This is a genomic window from Flavobacterium sp., assembly GCF_043779715.1.
Classification (GTDB): Bacteria; Bacteroidota; Bacteroidia; order Flavobacteriales; family Flavobacteriaceae; genus Flavobacterium.
Window position 1 is genome coordinate 1 of record NZ_JAYWDT010000154.1, and the last position, 16719, is coordinate 16719.

Annotated in this window: 17 protein-coding genes and 1 pseudogene; 7 read left to right on the plus strand and 11 right to left on the minus strand. The window is 31.9% G+C overall.

The window, feature by feature from the left end:
* Window positions 1–226 (plus strand): annotated as a pseudogene (locus tag ACH2BG_RS07645) (acyltransferase); the annotation flags it as partial.
* On the opposite strand, the gene ACH2BG_RS07650 reads toward ACH2BG_RS07645, so the two are convergent.
* Window positions 227–706: a helix-turn-helix domain-containing protein gene (locus ACH2BG_RS07650; protein ID WP_395047113.1), complete on the minus strand. Its 480-nt coding sequence runs from the start codon at window positions 704–706 to the stop codon at window positions 227–229.
* Between the two features lie 303 nt (window positions 707–1009).
* On the opposite strand from ACH2BG_RS07650, the gene ACH2BG_RS07655 reads away from it, so the two are divergent.
* The 3 genes from ACH2BG_RS07655 (at window position 1010) to ACH2BG_RS07665 (ending at window position 3352) form a co-directional block, all read left to right on the plus strand.
* Window positions 1010–2164, plus strand: coding sequence for a M14 metallopeptidase family protein (locus tag ACH2BG_RS07655; protein ID WP_395047114.1), 1155 nt, complete (start codon window positions 1010–1012; stop codon window positions 2162–2164).
* 64 nt (window positions 2165–2228) lie between these two features.
* Entirely contained in the window at window positions 2229–2708 is a 480-nt protein-coding gene (locus tag ACH2BG_RS07660; RefSeq protein ID WP_091477442.1) for an Lrp/AsnC family transcriptional regulator, read from the plus strand.
* 134 nt (window positions 2709–2842) lie between these two features.
* A complete protein-coding gene (locus tag ACH2BG_RS07665) occupies window positions 2843–3352 on the plus strand; it encodes a DinB family protein (protein WP_395047115.1) in 510 nt (169 codons plus the stop codon).
* Between the two features lie 10 nt (window positions 3353–3362).
* Here ACH2BG_RS07665 and ACH2BG_RS07670 read toward each other — a convergent pair whose 3' ends face one another.
* The 7 genes from ACH2BG_RS07670 to ACH2BG_RS07700 all read right to left on the minus strand — a co-directional run bounded on the left by ACH2BG_RS07670 (window position 3363) and on the right by ACH2BG_RS07700 (window position 11396).
* Window positions 3363–3662, minus strand: coding sequence for a type II toxin-antitoxin system RelE/ParE family toxin (locus ACH2BG_RS07670; RefSeq protein ID WP_395047116.1), 300 nt, complete (start codon window positions 3660–3662; stop codon window positions 3363–3365).
* Window positions 3662–3907, minus strand: a complete 246-nt coding sequence (locus ACH2BG_RS07675) for a type II toxin-antitoxin system ParD family antitoxin (RefSeq protein ID WP_395047117.1) — start codon at window positions 3905–3907, stop codon at window positions 3662–3664. The genes ACH2BG_RS07670 and ACH2BG_RS07675 overlap by 1 nt, the downstream gene beginning before the upstream one ends.
* A 316-nt stretch (window positions 3908–4223) precedes the next feature.
* Window positions 4224–5378: a DUF4062 domain-containing protein gene (locus ACH2BG_RS07680; protein ID WP_395047118.1), complete on the minus strand. Its 1155-nt coding sequence runs from the start codon at window positions 5376–5378 to the stop codon at window positions 4224–4226.
* Window positions 5379–5464: 86 nt separating this feature from the next.
* Window positions 5465–6193, minus strand: a complete 729-nt coding sequence (locus ACH2BG_RS07685; RefSeq protein WP_395047119.1) for a TIGR00730 family Rossman fold protein — start codon at window positions 6191–6193, stop codon at window positions 5465–5467.
* A gap of 178 nt (window positions 6194–6371) precedes the next feature.
* A complete protein-coding gene (locus ACH2BG_RS07690) occupies window positions 6372–7904 on the minus strand; it encodes a T9SS type A sorting domain-containing protein (RefSeq protein WP_395047120.1) in 1533 nt (510 codons plus the stop codon).
* 9 nt (window positions 7905–7913) lie between these two features.
* Window positions 7914–10745, minus strand: coding sequence for an excinuclease ABC subunit UvrA (gene uvrA / locus ACH2BG_RS07695; protein ID WP_395047121.1), 2832 nt, complete (start codon window positions 10743–10745; stop codon window positions 7914–7916).
* Between the two features lie 66 nt (window positions 10746–10811).
* A complete protein-coding gene (locus tag ACH2BG_RS07700) occupies window positions 10812–11396 on the minus strand; it encodes an ACP phosphodiesterase (RefSeq protein ID WP_395047122.1) in 585 nt (194 codons plus the stop codon).
* Window positions 11397–11550: 154 nt separating this feature from the next.
* Here ACH2BG_RS07700 and glmM point away from each other — a divergent pair, with 154 nt between their 5' ends.
* On the plus strand, window positions 11551–12939 hold the full coding sequence (glmM, locus tag ACH2BG_RS07705) for a phosphoglucosamine mutase (RefSeq protein WP_395047123.1): 1389 nt from the start codon (window positions 11551–11553) through the stop codon (window positions 12937–12939).
* A 51-nt stretch (window positions 12940–12990) separates the two neighbouring features.
* On the opposite strand, the gene ACH2BG_RS07710 is transcribed toward glmM, so the two are convergent.
* Together ACH2BG_RS07710 and ACH2BG_RS07715 are read right to left on the minus strand one after the other, a co-directional pair.
* A complete protein-coding gene (locus tag ACH2BG_RS07710) occupies window positions 12991–13425 on the minus strand; it encodes a VOC family protein (RefSeq protein ID WP_395047124.1) in 435 nt (144 codons plus the stop codon).
* 23 nt (window positions 13426–13448) lie between these two features.
* Window positions 13449–13886 carry an SRPBCC domain-containing protein gene (locus ACH2BG_RS07715; RefSeq protein WP_395047125.1) on the minus strand — a complete coding sequence of 146 codons (438 nt, stop codon included), beginning with the start codon at window positions 13884–13886 and terminating at the stop codon, window positions 13449–13451.
* 111 nt (window positions 13887–13997) lie between these two features.
* Between ACH2BG_RS07715 and ACH2BG_RS07720 the strand changes: the two genes are divergently transcribed.
* Window positions 13998–15485, plus strand: a complete 1488-nt coding sequence (locus tag ACH2BG_RS07720; RefSeq protein WP_395047128.1) for an aminotransferase class V-fold PLP-dependent enzyme — start codon at window positions 13998–14000, stop codon at window positions 15483–15485.
* Here the strand turns inward: ACH2BG_RS07720 and ACH2BG_RS07725 are convergent.
* Entirely contained in the window at window positions 15482–16357 is an 876-nt protein-coding gene (locus ACH2BG_RS07725) for a lysophospholipid acyltransferase family protein (RefSeq protein ID WP_395047126.1), read from the minus strand. The two genes, ACH2BG_RS07720 and ACH2BG_RS07725, sit on opposite strands and share 4 nt — an antisense overlap.
* A 179-nt stretch (window positions 16358–16536) precedes the next feature.
* On the opposite strand from ACH2BG_RS07725, the gene ACH2BG_RS07730 reads away from it, so the two are divergent.
* A partial coding sequence (locus ACH2BG_RS07730) for a rhomboid family intramembrane serine protease (RefSeq protein WP_395047127.1) occupies window positions 16537–16719 on the plus strand: 183 nt, incomplete at its 3' end.

Here is a 16719-nt window from a genome sequence, read left to right on the forward strand (position 1 = left end):
AACTCGTAAAAAAGTGACGGAATGGAAAACGGGTTTTTATTACATTGCCATGAAAGTCAATGTGCCAATTATTCCAGTAATTTTTAATTTTGGAAAAAAAGAAGTAAAACTCTGCGCACCATTTTATCCAACTGGAAATATAGAAGCCGATTTTAAAATATTAGAAAAAAATTATATTGGTGTTTTAGGAAAAATTCCAGGAAACAGTTTTGTGCCCAAAAATTAATTATTCAGGTAAATAATTTTTGAAACTTCCATTTTTGTAAAAAACTACAATTCGTTCAATTTCCGATTCATTTTTTGCACTTGACATATTTCCCGTATTTGAAAAATTATTTTTTATATTTTCAAATACGGGATTTTTTTGATTCTCATTTTCATCAGAAAATAAATTAGGAAAATCATCTATTTTATTTTCTTCGATATTATTTTTTAAAATAGGAGAAGCGGTTTGAAAATTTGACTCCATTTTAATTTCCGATTTCGGGAAATTTCCTTTTCCATTCAAAATCCAATACAAATCTACTTCAGGAAAATTCTCAACAATTTTAAGAATCAAATCCAAACTTGGCTTGTTTCTGCCAGAGAGTAGGTGAGATAAACTAGAGCGTTGGACACCAACTTTATCAGCAAAACCAGAGGCTGATAATGCGTAATAATCGAGTATAATTTCGAGTCTTTTTATAAAATCATCTATGTTTACCATTGTAAATTCACATTAAATAAATTACGGATTACAAATGTAAACAATAGAATTGAAATAACCTATTTTACAATTGTAAAACATCAAATAATGATAATTAAAAACTTTAATTAAAGATATTTAAAATATTGATAATGATTAACTTATATATTAATAATATAAATGTAAATTCAACGATGACAATGCTTAACAATTAACCTATTTTAATATTAAACAGTGTTTACAAAATACAATTAAACGATTAAAATTATTGTTTACAATTGTAAAAAATAAGATGTTTACTTTTGTAAACTATAAATTAATGCTATGAATTTGATTAAAATATTCTCGGAAATAAAACAACAAAAACTGTTTGGCAGATACGTTACAAATAAACATATCGAACCAATTTTAGAAACTATGTCGAATGATTTTGAAGTTTCTACAATAGGTTATTCGGTAAATAAAAAACCAATATATGCTGTCGAAATTGGAACTGGTTCTAAAAGAATATTCATGTGGTCTCAAATGCATGGAAACGAATCGACAACTACAAAAGCGCTTTTTGACTTGTTTAATTTCTTAAAACAAGATTCTGAAGAAGCTAATCAGATAAAAAAAGAGTTTACCTTATTATGTATTCCAATTCTTAATCCTGACGGTGCAGAAGCTTATACTCGTGTAAACGCTAATGAAATCGATCTAAATCGAGATTCTGTACACTTGTCACAACCTGAAAGTCAGTTGTTGAGAAGAATGTTTGTGGATTTTAAACCCAATTATTGTTTTAATCTTCATGATCAGCGTACTATTTTTGCGGCGGGTAATACTCGAAATCCTGCAACGGTTTCTTTCTTAGCTCCCGCATATAATGAGGCTAGAGAGTATAATGATGTTCGTAGTAAAGCTGTAAATGTTATTGTGGCTATGAATGACGAGTTACAAAAACACATTCCTAATCAAGTGGGAAGATTCGATGATTCATTCAATATAAACTGTATTGGAGATATGTTTCAGTCGTTAAATGTACCAACAATATTGTTTGAAGCAGGTCATTATCAAGGAGATTACGAGCGCGAAGAAACGAGAAAGTATATTTTCGTTGCGTTAATGTCTGGTTTACAATTTATTTACAATAGCGACACAATAGATGATAAAACTACTAATTATGTAAATATTCCACAAAATAAAGTGTCGTTTGTCGATTTTGCTTACAGAAATTTTAATATTAATTATAATTCATTAAATATAATTACTACCTTTGCCGCCCAGTATAAAGAAATTCTTATTGGCGATGAAATCGTTTTTGAGGCTTATTTTACTGAAATTGAAAACGGAGTAGCATTTTTTGGACACCAAGAATATGATGGTGAAGAAGGAGATTATAACGATGATTCGAATAATTTTCCTGAAATTGGTAAAAAAGCAGATTTTTATTTAAATAAAAACATTAAATTTGTTAATGGTTTAATAAAAATGTAATAAATTTGCTATAATTATAATTAAAACACAAAATTTAAAGAATATATAATATAAATAGTTAGTTATGAGTAAGTTTCGCTTAGATGAAGTTGATCACCAAATTCTTGATATGTTAATTGACAACACAAGAATTCCATTTACAGATATTGCAAAAAAATTACTAATTTCTGCGGGAACAGTTCACGTTCGTGTAAAAAAGTTAGAAGATGCGGGAATTATTCAAGGTTCTTCATTAACGTTAGATTACGAGAAATTAGGATATTCTTTTATTGCTTATGTAGGTGTTTTTCTTAATAACACTTCGCAAACAAAATTTGTATTAGAAAGAATAAGTGAAATTCCTTATGTTACTGTAGCTCACGTTACGACAGGGAAATTTAATATTTTTTGCAAAATTAGAGCAAGAGATACAAAACATGCTAAAGATGTTATTTATATGATAGATGATATTGAAGGTGTTTATAGAACAGAAACGATGATTTCTCTCGACGAAAGCATCAACGATAAGAAAAGGTTAATGCATACCATATTCAAAAATATGTAATATAAAGTTCGCTTCGGCGGACTTTTTTTATATCTTTATTTTATGAAATATTCATGATAACTAAATAAATAACCTAGACTAAGGTTTCCTTATGAATATACCATATTCCAATAAAAAACAAGTATTATCTACGTATGAAAGACTTATTAGACACAGATTATCCAGCTTATTTTGGCACTTATATAAATTACGTGCAACATGATGATTGTATTGTTGCGATGGAAGAAAATTTAAATGATTTTGTAACTTTTATCGAAAATATTTCGGTAGAAAAATACAATTATAAATACCAAGAAAATAAATGGACTATCAAAGATATCGTTCGTCATATTATTGATGCCGAAAGAATTTTTGCCTATAGAGCTTTGCGTTTCGCAAGATTTGATAGAACACCCATTCCCGGTTTCGAAGAAAATGATTATGCAGCAAATGTAAATACAGCCACAATTGATATGGCCGATTTACTTCAAGAATTTATATTGGTTAGAAAATCGACAATAAAATTATTCGAAAGTTTTACAGAAGAAATGTTAGCTGCAAAAGGAATTGCTTCAGGGAAAGAAATATCGGTTTTAGCACTCGGATTTATTGTTTCTGGACACGCGATTCATCACCAAAACGTTGTAAGAGAAAGATATTTGTAATGATATTTGTTTACTCGCTTAATTGATTCTCAATATCCATTCTTTCGTGTAGAACTCTTATAATTTCAATTTCTATCTCTTTCGTTTTTCTGAAAAACACTAAATGAGATTTTACTTTTGAGCATCGATAGTTTTTTCTAATATTTCCAAAGTCACGAGCCATTTCAAAGTTATCAACTATATATTCAATTTCGTCAAAAATTAAGTTATAGTAACGATCAGCTTGCTCGATAGACCAATTTTCTGCTGTGTAAATCCAAATTTTGTTAATGTCATTAAGTGCGGTTTCACTAATTATATATTTTAACATTATTTTACAAAGTTTGCTTTAAGTTGCTCAAGATTTTTTTTGCGGTCAAAATTTCTAATCTTAGTACTTTTTTCACCTATTTTAAGTTCATTTATTAAAGATTTTGTTTTGGTTTCTTCTTGCTCAAAAACTCTCAAAGCAGTTCTTACAACCTCGCTTACAGAACTATATTTTCCAGATGCAATTTGCTCACTAATGAAATTTTCAAAATAGTCGCCTAATAATATTGAAGTATTTCGTGCCATAATCTTTTTTTATCAAAGATACCAAGTCTTGGTATTTTATGCAACACAATTTTGCATTTTTTTTTTGAATAGAGTTGCGAATAATGTTTCGCCAGCTTTATGAAACTTGGTAAATTTAATGCAAAATGAATCGCTTCTGGGAAAGAAATATCAGTTTTAGCAATTGGATTTGTTGTTTGCGGAAATGCGATTCACCATCAAAACGTTGTAAGAGAGAGGTATTTGTAGATATTATTGTTGATTATAAAGTCAAACCAAGTTTAGTAATCCTGAAAACCGATTTAGCAGTTATTTTTTAATTTGTATTTGCAATGTTTTACGAAAATTTAATTAACGCACTATTAAATTCTTCTGTAACATTTTCATCTATTTTAAACTCAATATTAAATTGCAAATCCTTTGGTTCAGCTCCTATAAAAGATTTAGCTTTCCATTCTTCTAAATTTTTGTGATATTTAAATGGATAATCCCACATTTCTTCAATTAATTTTGACGAAAATTTTGATAAAGCATCTCGAAGTTCTATGCATTCTTCTGGAACATTGGTAGCAGAAGTTTCAATCGTCCAATTAATTATACTTTCAAATATTTTTCCATAAGTATTTGAAACATAATAGAGTCCTTTTAAATCTGATGGAACTCCAATCTCTCCAAAGTATATTTTTAGAGGTTTTCGAAATAAATTCATAACAGAGTTCACCAAATTTAAGATATACTGTGATCTATGTTGCAACCATTTGATTATTTCATCATTGTTATCAATATGGATTTTAGTGTGTAAAGAAATTCCATATTTATAATCGTTTTTTATATTTTCATATTTGGATATTTCATCAACCAAAGTTTGAGCAATAAATAGAACTTCAAAATAGTCATCTCTTTCAAGTACTATATTCAAAGCTTTATTTGAAATTGGTAATTCTAAAATTGGTGATTTATTGTTAGATAATTTTACCCTAAGATTTAAACTTTCTTTAAATAAATAGGAAATTTGAGTTTTTAAGATTGAAATTATATCCTGTGATTTTTCGAATTCGAACGACCATAGTTTATGATTTTCACGAATATCTTCGATAAATTCGAAAATTTTAACATTGTCTACAATATTGTTAAAATCAGCATTTTTATTTGATTTCCAAAAGGATAGTGCTGTTAATACCTTTTTATCTATGAATGTATAAATTGGAATATTTTTATTTTTTGCAGTTAAAAATTCGAGATTAGTGATTGAATGGCCTGATTCAATTAAGCTTCCATATCGATTGCCAATAATTAAAACAAAAATATCAGATTCTTTCTTGACATTATTAATACAATTTTCAATTGTTTGTATATTTGGATTAATAGGGAAATTATCAAATTCCGAAAGAAATGGTTGATGTCCGAGACTTATAATGAAGTCAGACATGTCTGCTCTAATTTGACTCAAATCATAACATGTTGAACTTACAAATACATTTACTTTATTCATATCGGGCTTTTTATTTTTTTATCGGTGCATTTGCAGAATAACAGCTAACATCTAAATTTGTGCAATTTCAATTTAATTAAAAAAAACTAAAAATTCGGGCTCAAATCGTATTTTTTATAAAATCTATCCAAAGCATCAACCACTTCATCTTCAGTATCTACAATCTGAATCAGTTTCATGTCGTCTGGCGAAACCGTTTTTTCACGTTCAATCATGACTTTTTGTACCCAATCCATCAATCCAGACCAGAAACTAGTTCCGACTAAAATAATAGGAAATTTTCCAATTTTTTTCGTCTGAATCAATGTAATCGCTTCAAATAACTCATCAAGCGTTCCAAAACCACCAGGCATTACTACAAAACCTTGAGAATACTTGACAAACATCACTTTTCGAACAAAGAAATAATCGAAATTTAAGTTTTTATCTTTATCGATATAAGGGTTATAATGCTGCTCGAAAGGCAACTCGATATTCAGCCCAACCGAAGTTCCTTCGCCACGATGCGCCCCTTTGTTTCCGGCTTCCATAATTCCAGGACCACCACCAGTAATCACACCATAACCAGCTTTACTAATTTTGTAAGCAATATTTTCGGCCAATAAATAGTATTTATCGTCTGGTTTTGTTCTCGCCGAACCAAATATAGAAACGCAAGGTCCAATTCTCGCCATACTTTCGTAACCATTCACAAACTCGGACATAATCTTAAAAATTGCCCACGAATCGTTGGTACGAATCTCATTCCACGTTTTTTGTTTCAGTTTGTCCTGAATTACTTTGTCATCGTCATTATCAAAATCTTCTAATCTCATTTTTTTATTTTTTTAGGAGCTATTTCCTGCTTTTCACTATATCTTTTCCTTGCTAAAGGAGCAAGAAAAAGGATATCGTTGCAATCAGGGCTAGGGTATTAGTATTCAAATTTTATTTTCTGTAAAAAACAGCCTGCTAAAGTAATTCTTTTTTCAAAAATTGAGGCTTGTAGTTTTTTTATTTTTTAATTATTTTTTGTTTCGCTACCAAGTCATTATCAAATAAAAGCTCAATCATATAAACTCCTGATTGTAGTTTTGAAGCATTTATATTTAAGTTGCCTGAAAAAGATTCATAAATTAATCGCCCATTTAAATCTAAAATTTTTATCGATTTGAGTTGATTATTATTGGAATTAATTTGAAGTATTTCTTCGACAGGATTCGGGTAAATATTAATTTTTGGGTTATTAAAATCATCAATACTTAAATTTTCAGGAGTTAATTTAGTAACTATTAAATCGTCACTGCCATGATTTGTAGCTCCATCAATAGTACTGCTGCCTGATGTGCCGGTAAGTATAAATCCTCCATCCGTAGTTTGTCGGATATTGTTCATTGTATCAATTCCAGTTCCTCCAAAATATTTTTGCCATTGAATTATTCCTGAAGAATTGAGTTTAAATAACCATCCATCACCATTAATGTGATTGCCAATTACATCGCCATCATTAGAAACAGTATTTCCAACAGCTACATATCCGCCATCTGTAGTTTGAATGATGCTTTTTGCAACATCGTCACTGGTTCCACCGATAGTTTTTTGCCATTGTATTGTTCCTGATGAATTCATCTTAACAATCCAAGCTTCATATCCCCCGTGTTGACCAGATATATCTCCATTATTTGAGCCAGTTCCACCGGCTAAAATATATCCTCCATCATTTGTTAATTCAATTTTATCAATTCTATCCTGCCCAGAGCCACCAATGGTTTTTTGCCATACCAAATTGCCGCTCGAATTGAGTTTTAAAATCCAAGCGTCATAAAATCCATGAAAATTAGTTACGTTTCCATTATTTGAACCAGTATATGCAGCAACAATGTAACCACCATCTGAAGTTTGTTTGATGCTATAAGCTTCGTCAAATTCTGTTCCACCATATGATTTTTGCCATTGTACAGCTCCAGCAGAATCTAATTTAATTATCCACGCATCGATAAATCCATGATTGCCAGTTACGCCTCCATCACTAGAATTGCTTGAGCCAGCAATAATATAGCCATTATCAGCGGTTTGTTTGATGCAATATCCAACCTCTTCATAAGTTCCACCTAGTGTTTTTTGCCAAGTAATAGTACCTGTAGAATTTAGTTTTACAACCCATATCTGACTGCCAAATGATCCAACGACATCTCCATCGCTATTTCCGACAGTTCCAATAAAAACATAACCTCCATCACTTGTTTGTTCAATATCATAGGCGCTGTCAGTATTTACACTACCTAACGTTTTTTGCCATTGAATTGCTCCAGTGGAATTTAATTTTAAAATCCAAAAATCTACATAACCAGGAGCATCTGTTACATCACCATCATTTGAGTAGGTATTGCCAATAACAATATATCCGCCATCTGTTGTTTGTTTTACTGACATTCCATTATCAATTTGAGTGCCTCCGTAACATTTTAGCCATTGGATACTCGGTGATTGAGCGTGTAATGTTGTAATTATTAAACAAATAAAAATTTTTAGAATTACCTTTTTCATATTTTTAATTTATTTCAGTTCTTTTTTCAAAAACTGCGCAGTATAACTTTTTTTATTTTTCGCAACTTCTTCAGGAGTTCCTTTAGCCACGACATTTCCGCCACCTTTTCCTCCTTCAGGACCAATATCTATAATATAATCCGAGAGTTTTATCACGTCCATATTGTGCTCGATAATTAAGATTGTATTTCCTTTATCTACTAATCTATTAATCACGTCCATGAGAACTCGAATGTCTTCAAAATGCAAGCCAGTTGTGGGTTCATCGAGAATATAAAACGTGTTTCCTGTATCTTTTTTAGACAATTCACCAGCGAGTTTTATACGTTGTGCTTCGCCACCAGAAAGTGTCGTACTTTGTTGTCCAAGTGTAATATATCCCAAACCAACATCTTGCAGGGTTTTCACTTTTCGGTGTATTTTCGGAATCATTTCAAAAAAAGGTACAGCTTCGTCTATCGTCATATTCAAAACATCGGAAATCGATTTTCCTTTGAAACGTATTTCTAGTGTTTCTCTGTTAAAACGTTTGCCTTGACAGGTTTCGCACTCTACATAAACATCTGGTAGAAAACTCATTTCTATGGTTCGAACTCCAGAACCTTCGCAGGTTTCGCAGCGTCCGCCTTTTACATTAAAACTAAATCTTCCCGCTTTATAACCACGAATCATACTTTCGGAAGTCATCGTAAATAGATTCCTTATTTCGGTAAAAACTTCGGTATAAGTAGCAGGATTCGAACGTGGAGTTCGTCCAATCGGACTTTGATCAATATCAATAACTTTATCAATATGCTCTAAACCTTCAATTTTTTTGTATGGTTTTGGTTTTTTGACACCATTAAAATAAAACGCGTTCAAAATAGGGTAAAGTGTTTCATTAATTAATGTCGATTTTCCTGAACCCGAAACCCCGGTTACGCAAATGAGTTGTCCCAAAGGCAATTCTATCGAAACATTTTTTAGATTGTTTCCTGTTGCTCCAGTCAATTTTAGAAATTTTCCGTTCCCTTCACGACGCTTTTTCGGAATTTCAAATTTCATTTTTCCATTCAAATATTGCGCTGTAATGGTATCTCCTTTTAATATTTCTTTAGGTGTTCCTTTGCTTATAATTTCGCCACCATATTTCCCTGCTTTTGGACCAATATCAATCACATAATCAGCACGTTCTATCATGTCTTTGTCATGTTCGACAACGATTACTGAGTTACCAATATCTCGCAATTGCTCTAATGAATGAATCAGTTTTTCGTTGTCACGTTGGTGCAAACCAATACTGGGTTCGTCCAGAATATACAAAACACCAACCAATTGCGAACCAATTTGAGTTGCCAAACGAATGCGTTGTGCTTCGCCACCAGAAAGTGATTTTGAACTTCGGCTAATGGACAAATATTCTAAACCAACATTCATTAAAAAGTTCAATCGGTCTTTAATTTCTTTGATAACTTCGGTAGCAATTCGTTTTTGTTTGTCTGACAAATGATTGTCTAAATCATGAAACCAAGCTGTTAGATCCGAAATATCCATATTGGATAAATCGGCGATATTTTGCTCGTTTATTTTAAAATAAAGAGACTCTTTTTTCAGTCTTGAACCTTCGCAGGTAGGACAATTTACTTCGTCCATAAATTCTTTTGCCCAACGTTTTAATGTAGATGAACCTGAGTCGTCGTGTTGCGATTTTATAAATGCCGAAATTCCTTCAAATTCAATTTTATATTCTTTGGTAACTCCAGCAGTTTTTGATGTTACCGAGAATTTTTCTTTGCCTCCATTCAGAATCATTTCCATGGCTTCGTCGGAAATGGTTTCGATAGGATCGGTTAATTTGAAATTAAATTTTTCCCCAATAATTTCCAATTGTTTGAAAATCCAAGAACTTTTGTATTCGCCAAGCGGAGCAAAACCACCAGATTTTATTGATAATTTAGGATTTGGAATTATTTTTTTGATATTAATTTCGTTAATAGTTCCCAAACCATTACAATCGGGACAAGCACCTTTTGGCGAATTGAAAGAAAATAAATTTGGTTCTGGATTCTGGTACGAAATTCCAGTTGTTGGGCACATTAAGTTTCTAGAAAAAAATCGAACTTCGTTACTATCTTGATCTAAAATAATCAATACATTTTCGCCGTAATGCATTGCGGTGTTGATACTTTCTGATATTCGTTTCTGAACATCATCAGTATTATCTACTACAATTCTGTCGATAACGGTTTCAATATCGTGGGTTTTGTATCGATCGAGTTTCATTCCTGCGGTAATGTCTTTAACATCACCATTAATACGAACTTTCAAGAAACCCTGTTTGGCAATTTGTTGGAATAATTCGGCATAATGTCCTTTTCGTGCACGAATAATAGGAGCGAGGATGTTGATTTTTTTTCCAGAGAAATCTTTAATAATCAAATTCTTAATTTGCTCGTCAGAATAGGAAACCATTTTTTCCCCCGTATTGTAACTGTAAGCATCGCCAGCACGTGCAAAAAGCAAACGGAGGAAATCATATATCTCGGTAATGGTTCCAACAGTTGAACGTGGTGATTTAGAAGTTGTTTTTTGCTCGATGGCAATTACGGGCGACAAGCCATCAATTTTATCCACATCAGGACGTTCTAATCCGCCAAGAAACTGTCTGGCATAAGCCGAAAAAGTTTCTATATAACGACGTTGTCCTTCGGCATAAATGGTATCGAAAGCCAAAGATGATTTTCCCGAACCAGAAAGTCCAGTAATAACGACTAATTTTTCACGCGGAATGGAAATGTCTATATTTTTGAGATTATGAACGCGAGCGCCAATAACTTCGATGGTATTATCGTTTTCTAACATAATTGGAGTAAAAAACAAAGATACAATTTTGATGCTTCTTTTAAAAATTGATTTGAAAATGAATTTTTATAATTTTTTCATCTGTTGTAAACAAAAGGCTCTCAATTCTTCAAAAAACAAAGTAAATTCTTCTTCAAATTCGAGGTAAAATTCTTGTAATTCAACAACAGCTTCTTGCATATTGGCCCTATGTTTTGTGCGATAATCCATTTGAAACAAAATCATTTCAATGCCTGAAATGGTTGCATAGCTTGCCAACCAATTTCTTTCGGTCATATATGGTATTAGATTTTGTATTTTTTCTGTAAGAATATCGTAATTATCTTCTAGCGATTTATAGAAATTCGCCACATAATCTTCTAACTTTTCATCAGAATAATTACTCCAATTTTTAGCCAAAAAATGATCGTATAAAATATCCATAATCACACCAGCATAATGTCCGTATTTTTCGTGTAAACGGTGTTTGCTTTTTCGGTAAATTGGATGGGCATCAGTAAAAGTATCAATATGACGGTGCAAAATAATTCCGTTTTTTACTTCTTCTGGAAATTTCAAATAATCATTCCCACGAATACCATCGGCCATAAAATTGCCAATTTTGATAAAATCGTTATTTCCAGAAAGAAAAATGTGAGCGAGATAGTTCATTTTAAGAGTTGCTAAGGTTCTAAGAATCTAAGTTGCAAAGGTTTTTGTAAATATATGAAAAAAACTTAGTGCCTTAGTACCTTTGTATCTTTGAACCTTTTTATATTTGTGTGAATTTAAAATTCATCATTCAAAATTTATAATAAAAAATACAATGACTTTAATAAAATCAATATCAGGAATTCGTGGAACTATAGGTGGAAAAGTTGGAGATAATTTGACTCCAGTCGATGCGGTAAAATTTGCTTCGGCTTACGGAACTTTCCTAAAACAAAATAGCAATAAAGACAAACTAAAAGTAGTTATAGGTCGCGATGCAAGGATTTCAGGGCCAATGATTCATAATTTGGTTATGAATACTTTATTAGGTTTGGGAATCGATGTAATCGATTTAGGACTTTCAACAACGCCAACAGTTGAAATAGCTGTTCCTTTAGAAAATGCCGATGGTGGAATTATCTTGACTGCTTCTCACAATCCCAAACAATGGAATGCTTTGAAATTATTGAATGCCAAAGGCGAATTTTTGAGCGGAGATGATGGTGCGAAAATTCTAGAAATTGCCGATGCTGAAGCTTTCGATTTTTCTGATGTAGATTCTTTAGGAGAAATTACCATTAATGATTCTTATATGGATATTCACATTGACGAAGTTTTGAATTTGCCTTTGGTAGATGCAGAAGCGGTTGCCAAAAGAAAGTATAAAGTTGTCGTTGATGCCGTAAATTCTTCGGGTGGAATTATTATTCCTAATTTGTTAGAACAAATGGGTGTAGAAGTTGTGAAACTATACTGTACGCCAAACGGGGATTTTCCACACAATCCAGAACCTTTAAAAGAGCATTTAGGAGATATTTGCAAATTGGTTTTGGAAGAAAAAGCCGATTTTGGAATCGTTGTCGACCCAGATGTAGATCGTCTCGCTTTTATATCTAACGATGGAGAAATGTTTGGCGAAGAATATACGCTTGTGGCTTGCGCCGATTATGTTTTGAGTAAAACACCAGGAAATACAGTATCTAACATGTCATCTTCTCGTGCTTTACGCGATATTACCAATAAACACAACGGAAGTTACCAAGCCAGTGCAGTAGGAGAGGTAAATGTGGTAGAATTAATGAAAACAACAAACGCTATTATTGGTGGTGAAGGAAACGGCGGGATTATTTATCCAGAATTGCATTACGGTCGTGATAGTTTGGTAGGAGTCGCTTTGTTCTTAACTTATTTAGCGAATCAAGAGAAAACTGTTGCTGAATTGCGAGTGAGCTATCCGCAATATTACATGAGTAAAAACAAAATTGAATTGACACCACAAATAGATGTCGATGCGATTCTAACTGCCATGACCGAAAAATATAAAAACGAAAATATTACCACTATAGATGGTGTAAAAATTGATTTTGCAGAAAATTGGGTTCATTTGCGAAAATCGAATACCGAACCTATTATTCGTATTTATACCGAAGCGGCAACGCAACAAGAAGCGGATAAATTAGCCTTACGAATTATTGATGAAATAAAAGCTATTGCTGGAATTTAAAAACTAAAAACCCTTTCAATAATTTATTTTGAAAGGGTTTTATTTTGTTATTTATTTAGGGATTTCATCAAAATTTACCATCCAATTGATTCCGAATTTATCGGTAAACATTCCGAAATAAGCTCCCCAAAATGTTTTTTCCATTGGCATAGTTACTTTTCCACCAGCAGAAAGTCCGTTGAATAATTTATCTGCTTCGTCTTTGTTATCTCCATTAATTGAAATAGAAAAATTACTTCCCATAGTTACATTTCCACTGAAACTTGTAGCATCACTTCCCATTAATATGGTTTCTTTACTAATAGGTAAGCTCACGTGCATAATAAGATTTCCTTCCTCTGCACTTGGAGGAGGGCAATTTTCGTCTGCAGGCATATCTTTAAATCTACCAATATAAGCGAATTCACCACCAAAAACCGATTTGTAAAAATTGAATGCTTCTTCTGTGTTACCGTTGAAGGTAAGATAAGCGTTTACTGTTGCCATAATTGTTTTTTAAATTTAAATTTTTAGTTTTCTGAAAGTGTTTTTACCATTTCTAATCCGTTTGGAAAAGTAGTTTTGAAGTAATCTACATACTTTTCAAGAGTATCTATTTTTACCTCTAGAATAATAGTCGAATTATTTTGTGTTAATCGATAAGTCTCTAAAGATCCAGTCCATTCTTTACTTTCGTTATCAATAGGCATTTCTTCAAAATCTTTCATAGTACTTAAATGCTTGAAGGCAATGTATTCATTTTCTATTTTTTTATCAATAATACTATTCATTCCTTCACCATTTGGAGAAAGAAAATGAATTTTATCACCTTCGTTCCAATTGCTCGTGGCATAAGTTCCTTCACAAAAAACATTAGTCCATTTTCTGTAGGTTTCATCATTCCATAATGTATTCCAAACTTTTTTTTTGGATGCATTTATTTCAATTTTGAATTCTAATGTTGTCATATTTTTTATTTTAAAAATGTATTGATAGCTATTCAAATTTAGTAAATAAATGTGAGATAACAATTTTCAAATATCTAAAAAAATGTATCTTTGAAGTCAAATTATAACATCATGATTGCTACCGAAGTTTCGACCGAATTAGAACAGTATTTTCAACAATTCCGTAATAATATTATTGGTATTAATCAGGAATTTGAGTCTCCTTTTGGTACACAAAAAATAATTTATACCGATTGGACTGCCAGTGGTCGTTTGTATCGTCCTATCGAAGAAAAATTGATGAACGAATTTGGGCCATTTGTTGCCAACACGCATACCGAAACTACTGTTTCTGGGACAGCAATGACAATGGCTTACCACGAAGCAAGACATATTATAAAACACCATGTAAATGCAAATGATGATGATGTTTTGATAAATGATGGTACAGGAATGACGGGCGTAATTAATAAATTTCAACGTATTTTGGGTCTTAAAATGCCTGAAAATCTAAAAGAATTTGCAAATATTCCCAACGAAATAAAGCCTATTGTTTTTATTTCTCACATGGAACACCATTCTAACCAAACTTCTTGGCTAGAAACGATTGCCGACGTGGTTGTAATTCCTTCCTGCGAGCAAGGTTTGTTTTGTATAGATAATCTTAAAAAATTATTAGAAGAGTATAAGGATAGAAGTTTCAAAATTGCCTCGATTACTTCTTGTTCTAACGTGACGGGAATAAGAACGCCTTACCATGAAGTTGCAAAGTTAATGCATCAAAATAAAGGGGTTTGTTTTGTCGATTTTGCTTGCTCAGGACCTTATGTTGCTATCGATATGCATCCAACGGATTCAGAAAGTTATCTTGATGCTATTTTCTTTTCACCACACAAATTTTTGGGAGGACCAGGAACTTCGGGCGTATTAATTTTTAATAAAAATTTGTACAAAAATAATATACCAGATTGCCCAGGCGGAGGAACAGTTTCTTGGACAAATCCTTGGGGCGAACATAAATATATTGATAATATTGAAGACAGAGAAGACGGCGGAACGCCTGGTTTTCTTCAGGTTATAAAAACAGCATTGGCCATTCAGTTAAAGGAACAAATGGGAATAGATAATATTTTGAAGCGAGAGCACGAAATCGTTTCGTTAGTTTTTGAAAGCCTTGGAAATATCGAAAATATAAATATTCTTGCCAGTCAGCACCAAGATAGATTGGGTGTAATTTCTTTTTATATTACCGATTTACATTTTAATTTAGGTGTAAAAATATTGAATGACAAATTCGGGATTCAAACTCGTGGCGGTTGCAGTTGTGCGGGTACTTACGGACATCATTTGCTTCATGTAGATGAAGAAATGTCACACGATTTAGTTTGCCAAATAGATTCAGGAGATTTGTTGCAAAAACCAGGTTGGATAAGAATGTCTATTCACCCAACAACAACAACTTCCGAAATAGAGTTTGTTTGTAATAGTATAAAAGCCTTGGCAGAAAACCACAAACAATGGTCTAACGACTATGATTACAATGCAAAAAGCAATGAATTTGTGCACAAAAAAGCTTTGAATAAGGAATTAGAAATGGTAAAAAATTGGTTTAAAATTTAAACCTTCTTTTTGTGTTTCCAGCGTTTGTGAGTCCAAAGATAATACTCAGGTTGTTCGTATATTTGTTGTTCTACAAGATTCATAAACTCTTCTGATATTTTGTAGTTGGGAACGTTTTGAATGTCATCACTAAGAACTTCTAAACTTGCCTCGTAGTAACCACGTTTTACTTTTTTGGTTTTTAAGAAAATAACATTCATATTATATTTTTTTGCAAGAATTTCGGCACCAACATGAATAGGAGTTTCAATCCCCATAAAATGGTACCAATGCAAATTGTCAGACCATCTTGGTGTTTGATCACTAGCAAAACCAAAAATGCCTAATTTCCCACTAATAGCATTTTCTTGAATCGTTTTTGATGTTTCTTTGGTCGTGATTAAAACGGCTTTAAATTTCGACCGAATGTCTTTTACCAATTTATCAAAATATTTATTAGCAATTTTTTTATAAATACCATAACCTGTAAAATTTATGTGATTATTCATAGAAATTGCCCATTCATAACTCGCATAATGCGCACACATTAGAGCAATACTTTTTTGTTTTTTTTCTAAATCTAAATAAACCTCTAGATTAGTAAACTTGTATCGTTTGTCTATTTCAGATTGAGAAATTGTAATTGTTTTTATCATTTCTAAAAACATATCACACATGTGACTGTAAAACTTTTTTTCTATAACCAACCGCTCTTTATCGGATAAATGAGGCAAGGCTATAGCTAAATTATTTCGAACCGTTTTTTTTCGATAGCCTATAATATAATAAACTAGCAAATAAACACCATCAGAAAAAAGATATAATAACCTAAATGGAAGTATCGAAATGAGCCAAAGAATTGGATAAAATAATAAGTATATAAGTAATTGCATACAGTTATAAATTTAGGCAAATATACTTCTAAAAGTCATAAGGTCATAATGTCGAAAGTTATAAAGTCGTCTTAAAGTATTAATGTTAGATAAACTCAAACAAGCTTTCCCCTTTATGACTTTAAGACTTTCGACTTTATGACTTTTTTAGTACATTTACTTTTTAAATTTATTTATATATGAATGTTTTTTTGATACTTATAATAGCATCGAATGTGATTTTTAGTTACAAAGGTTTTACGGACATTTCTTTTTTTAGAAAAAATGAGTTTCACATAGGAAGTATTCGTGCAGGTGAACAAAGTAGAATGTTTTCATCTGCATTTCTTCACGCCGATTGGGGACATTTATTCTTCAATATG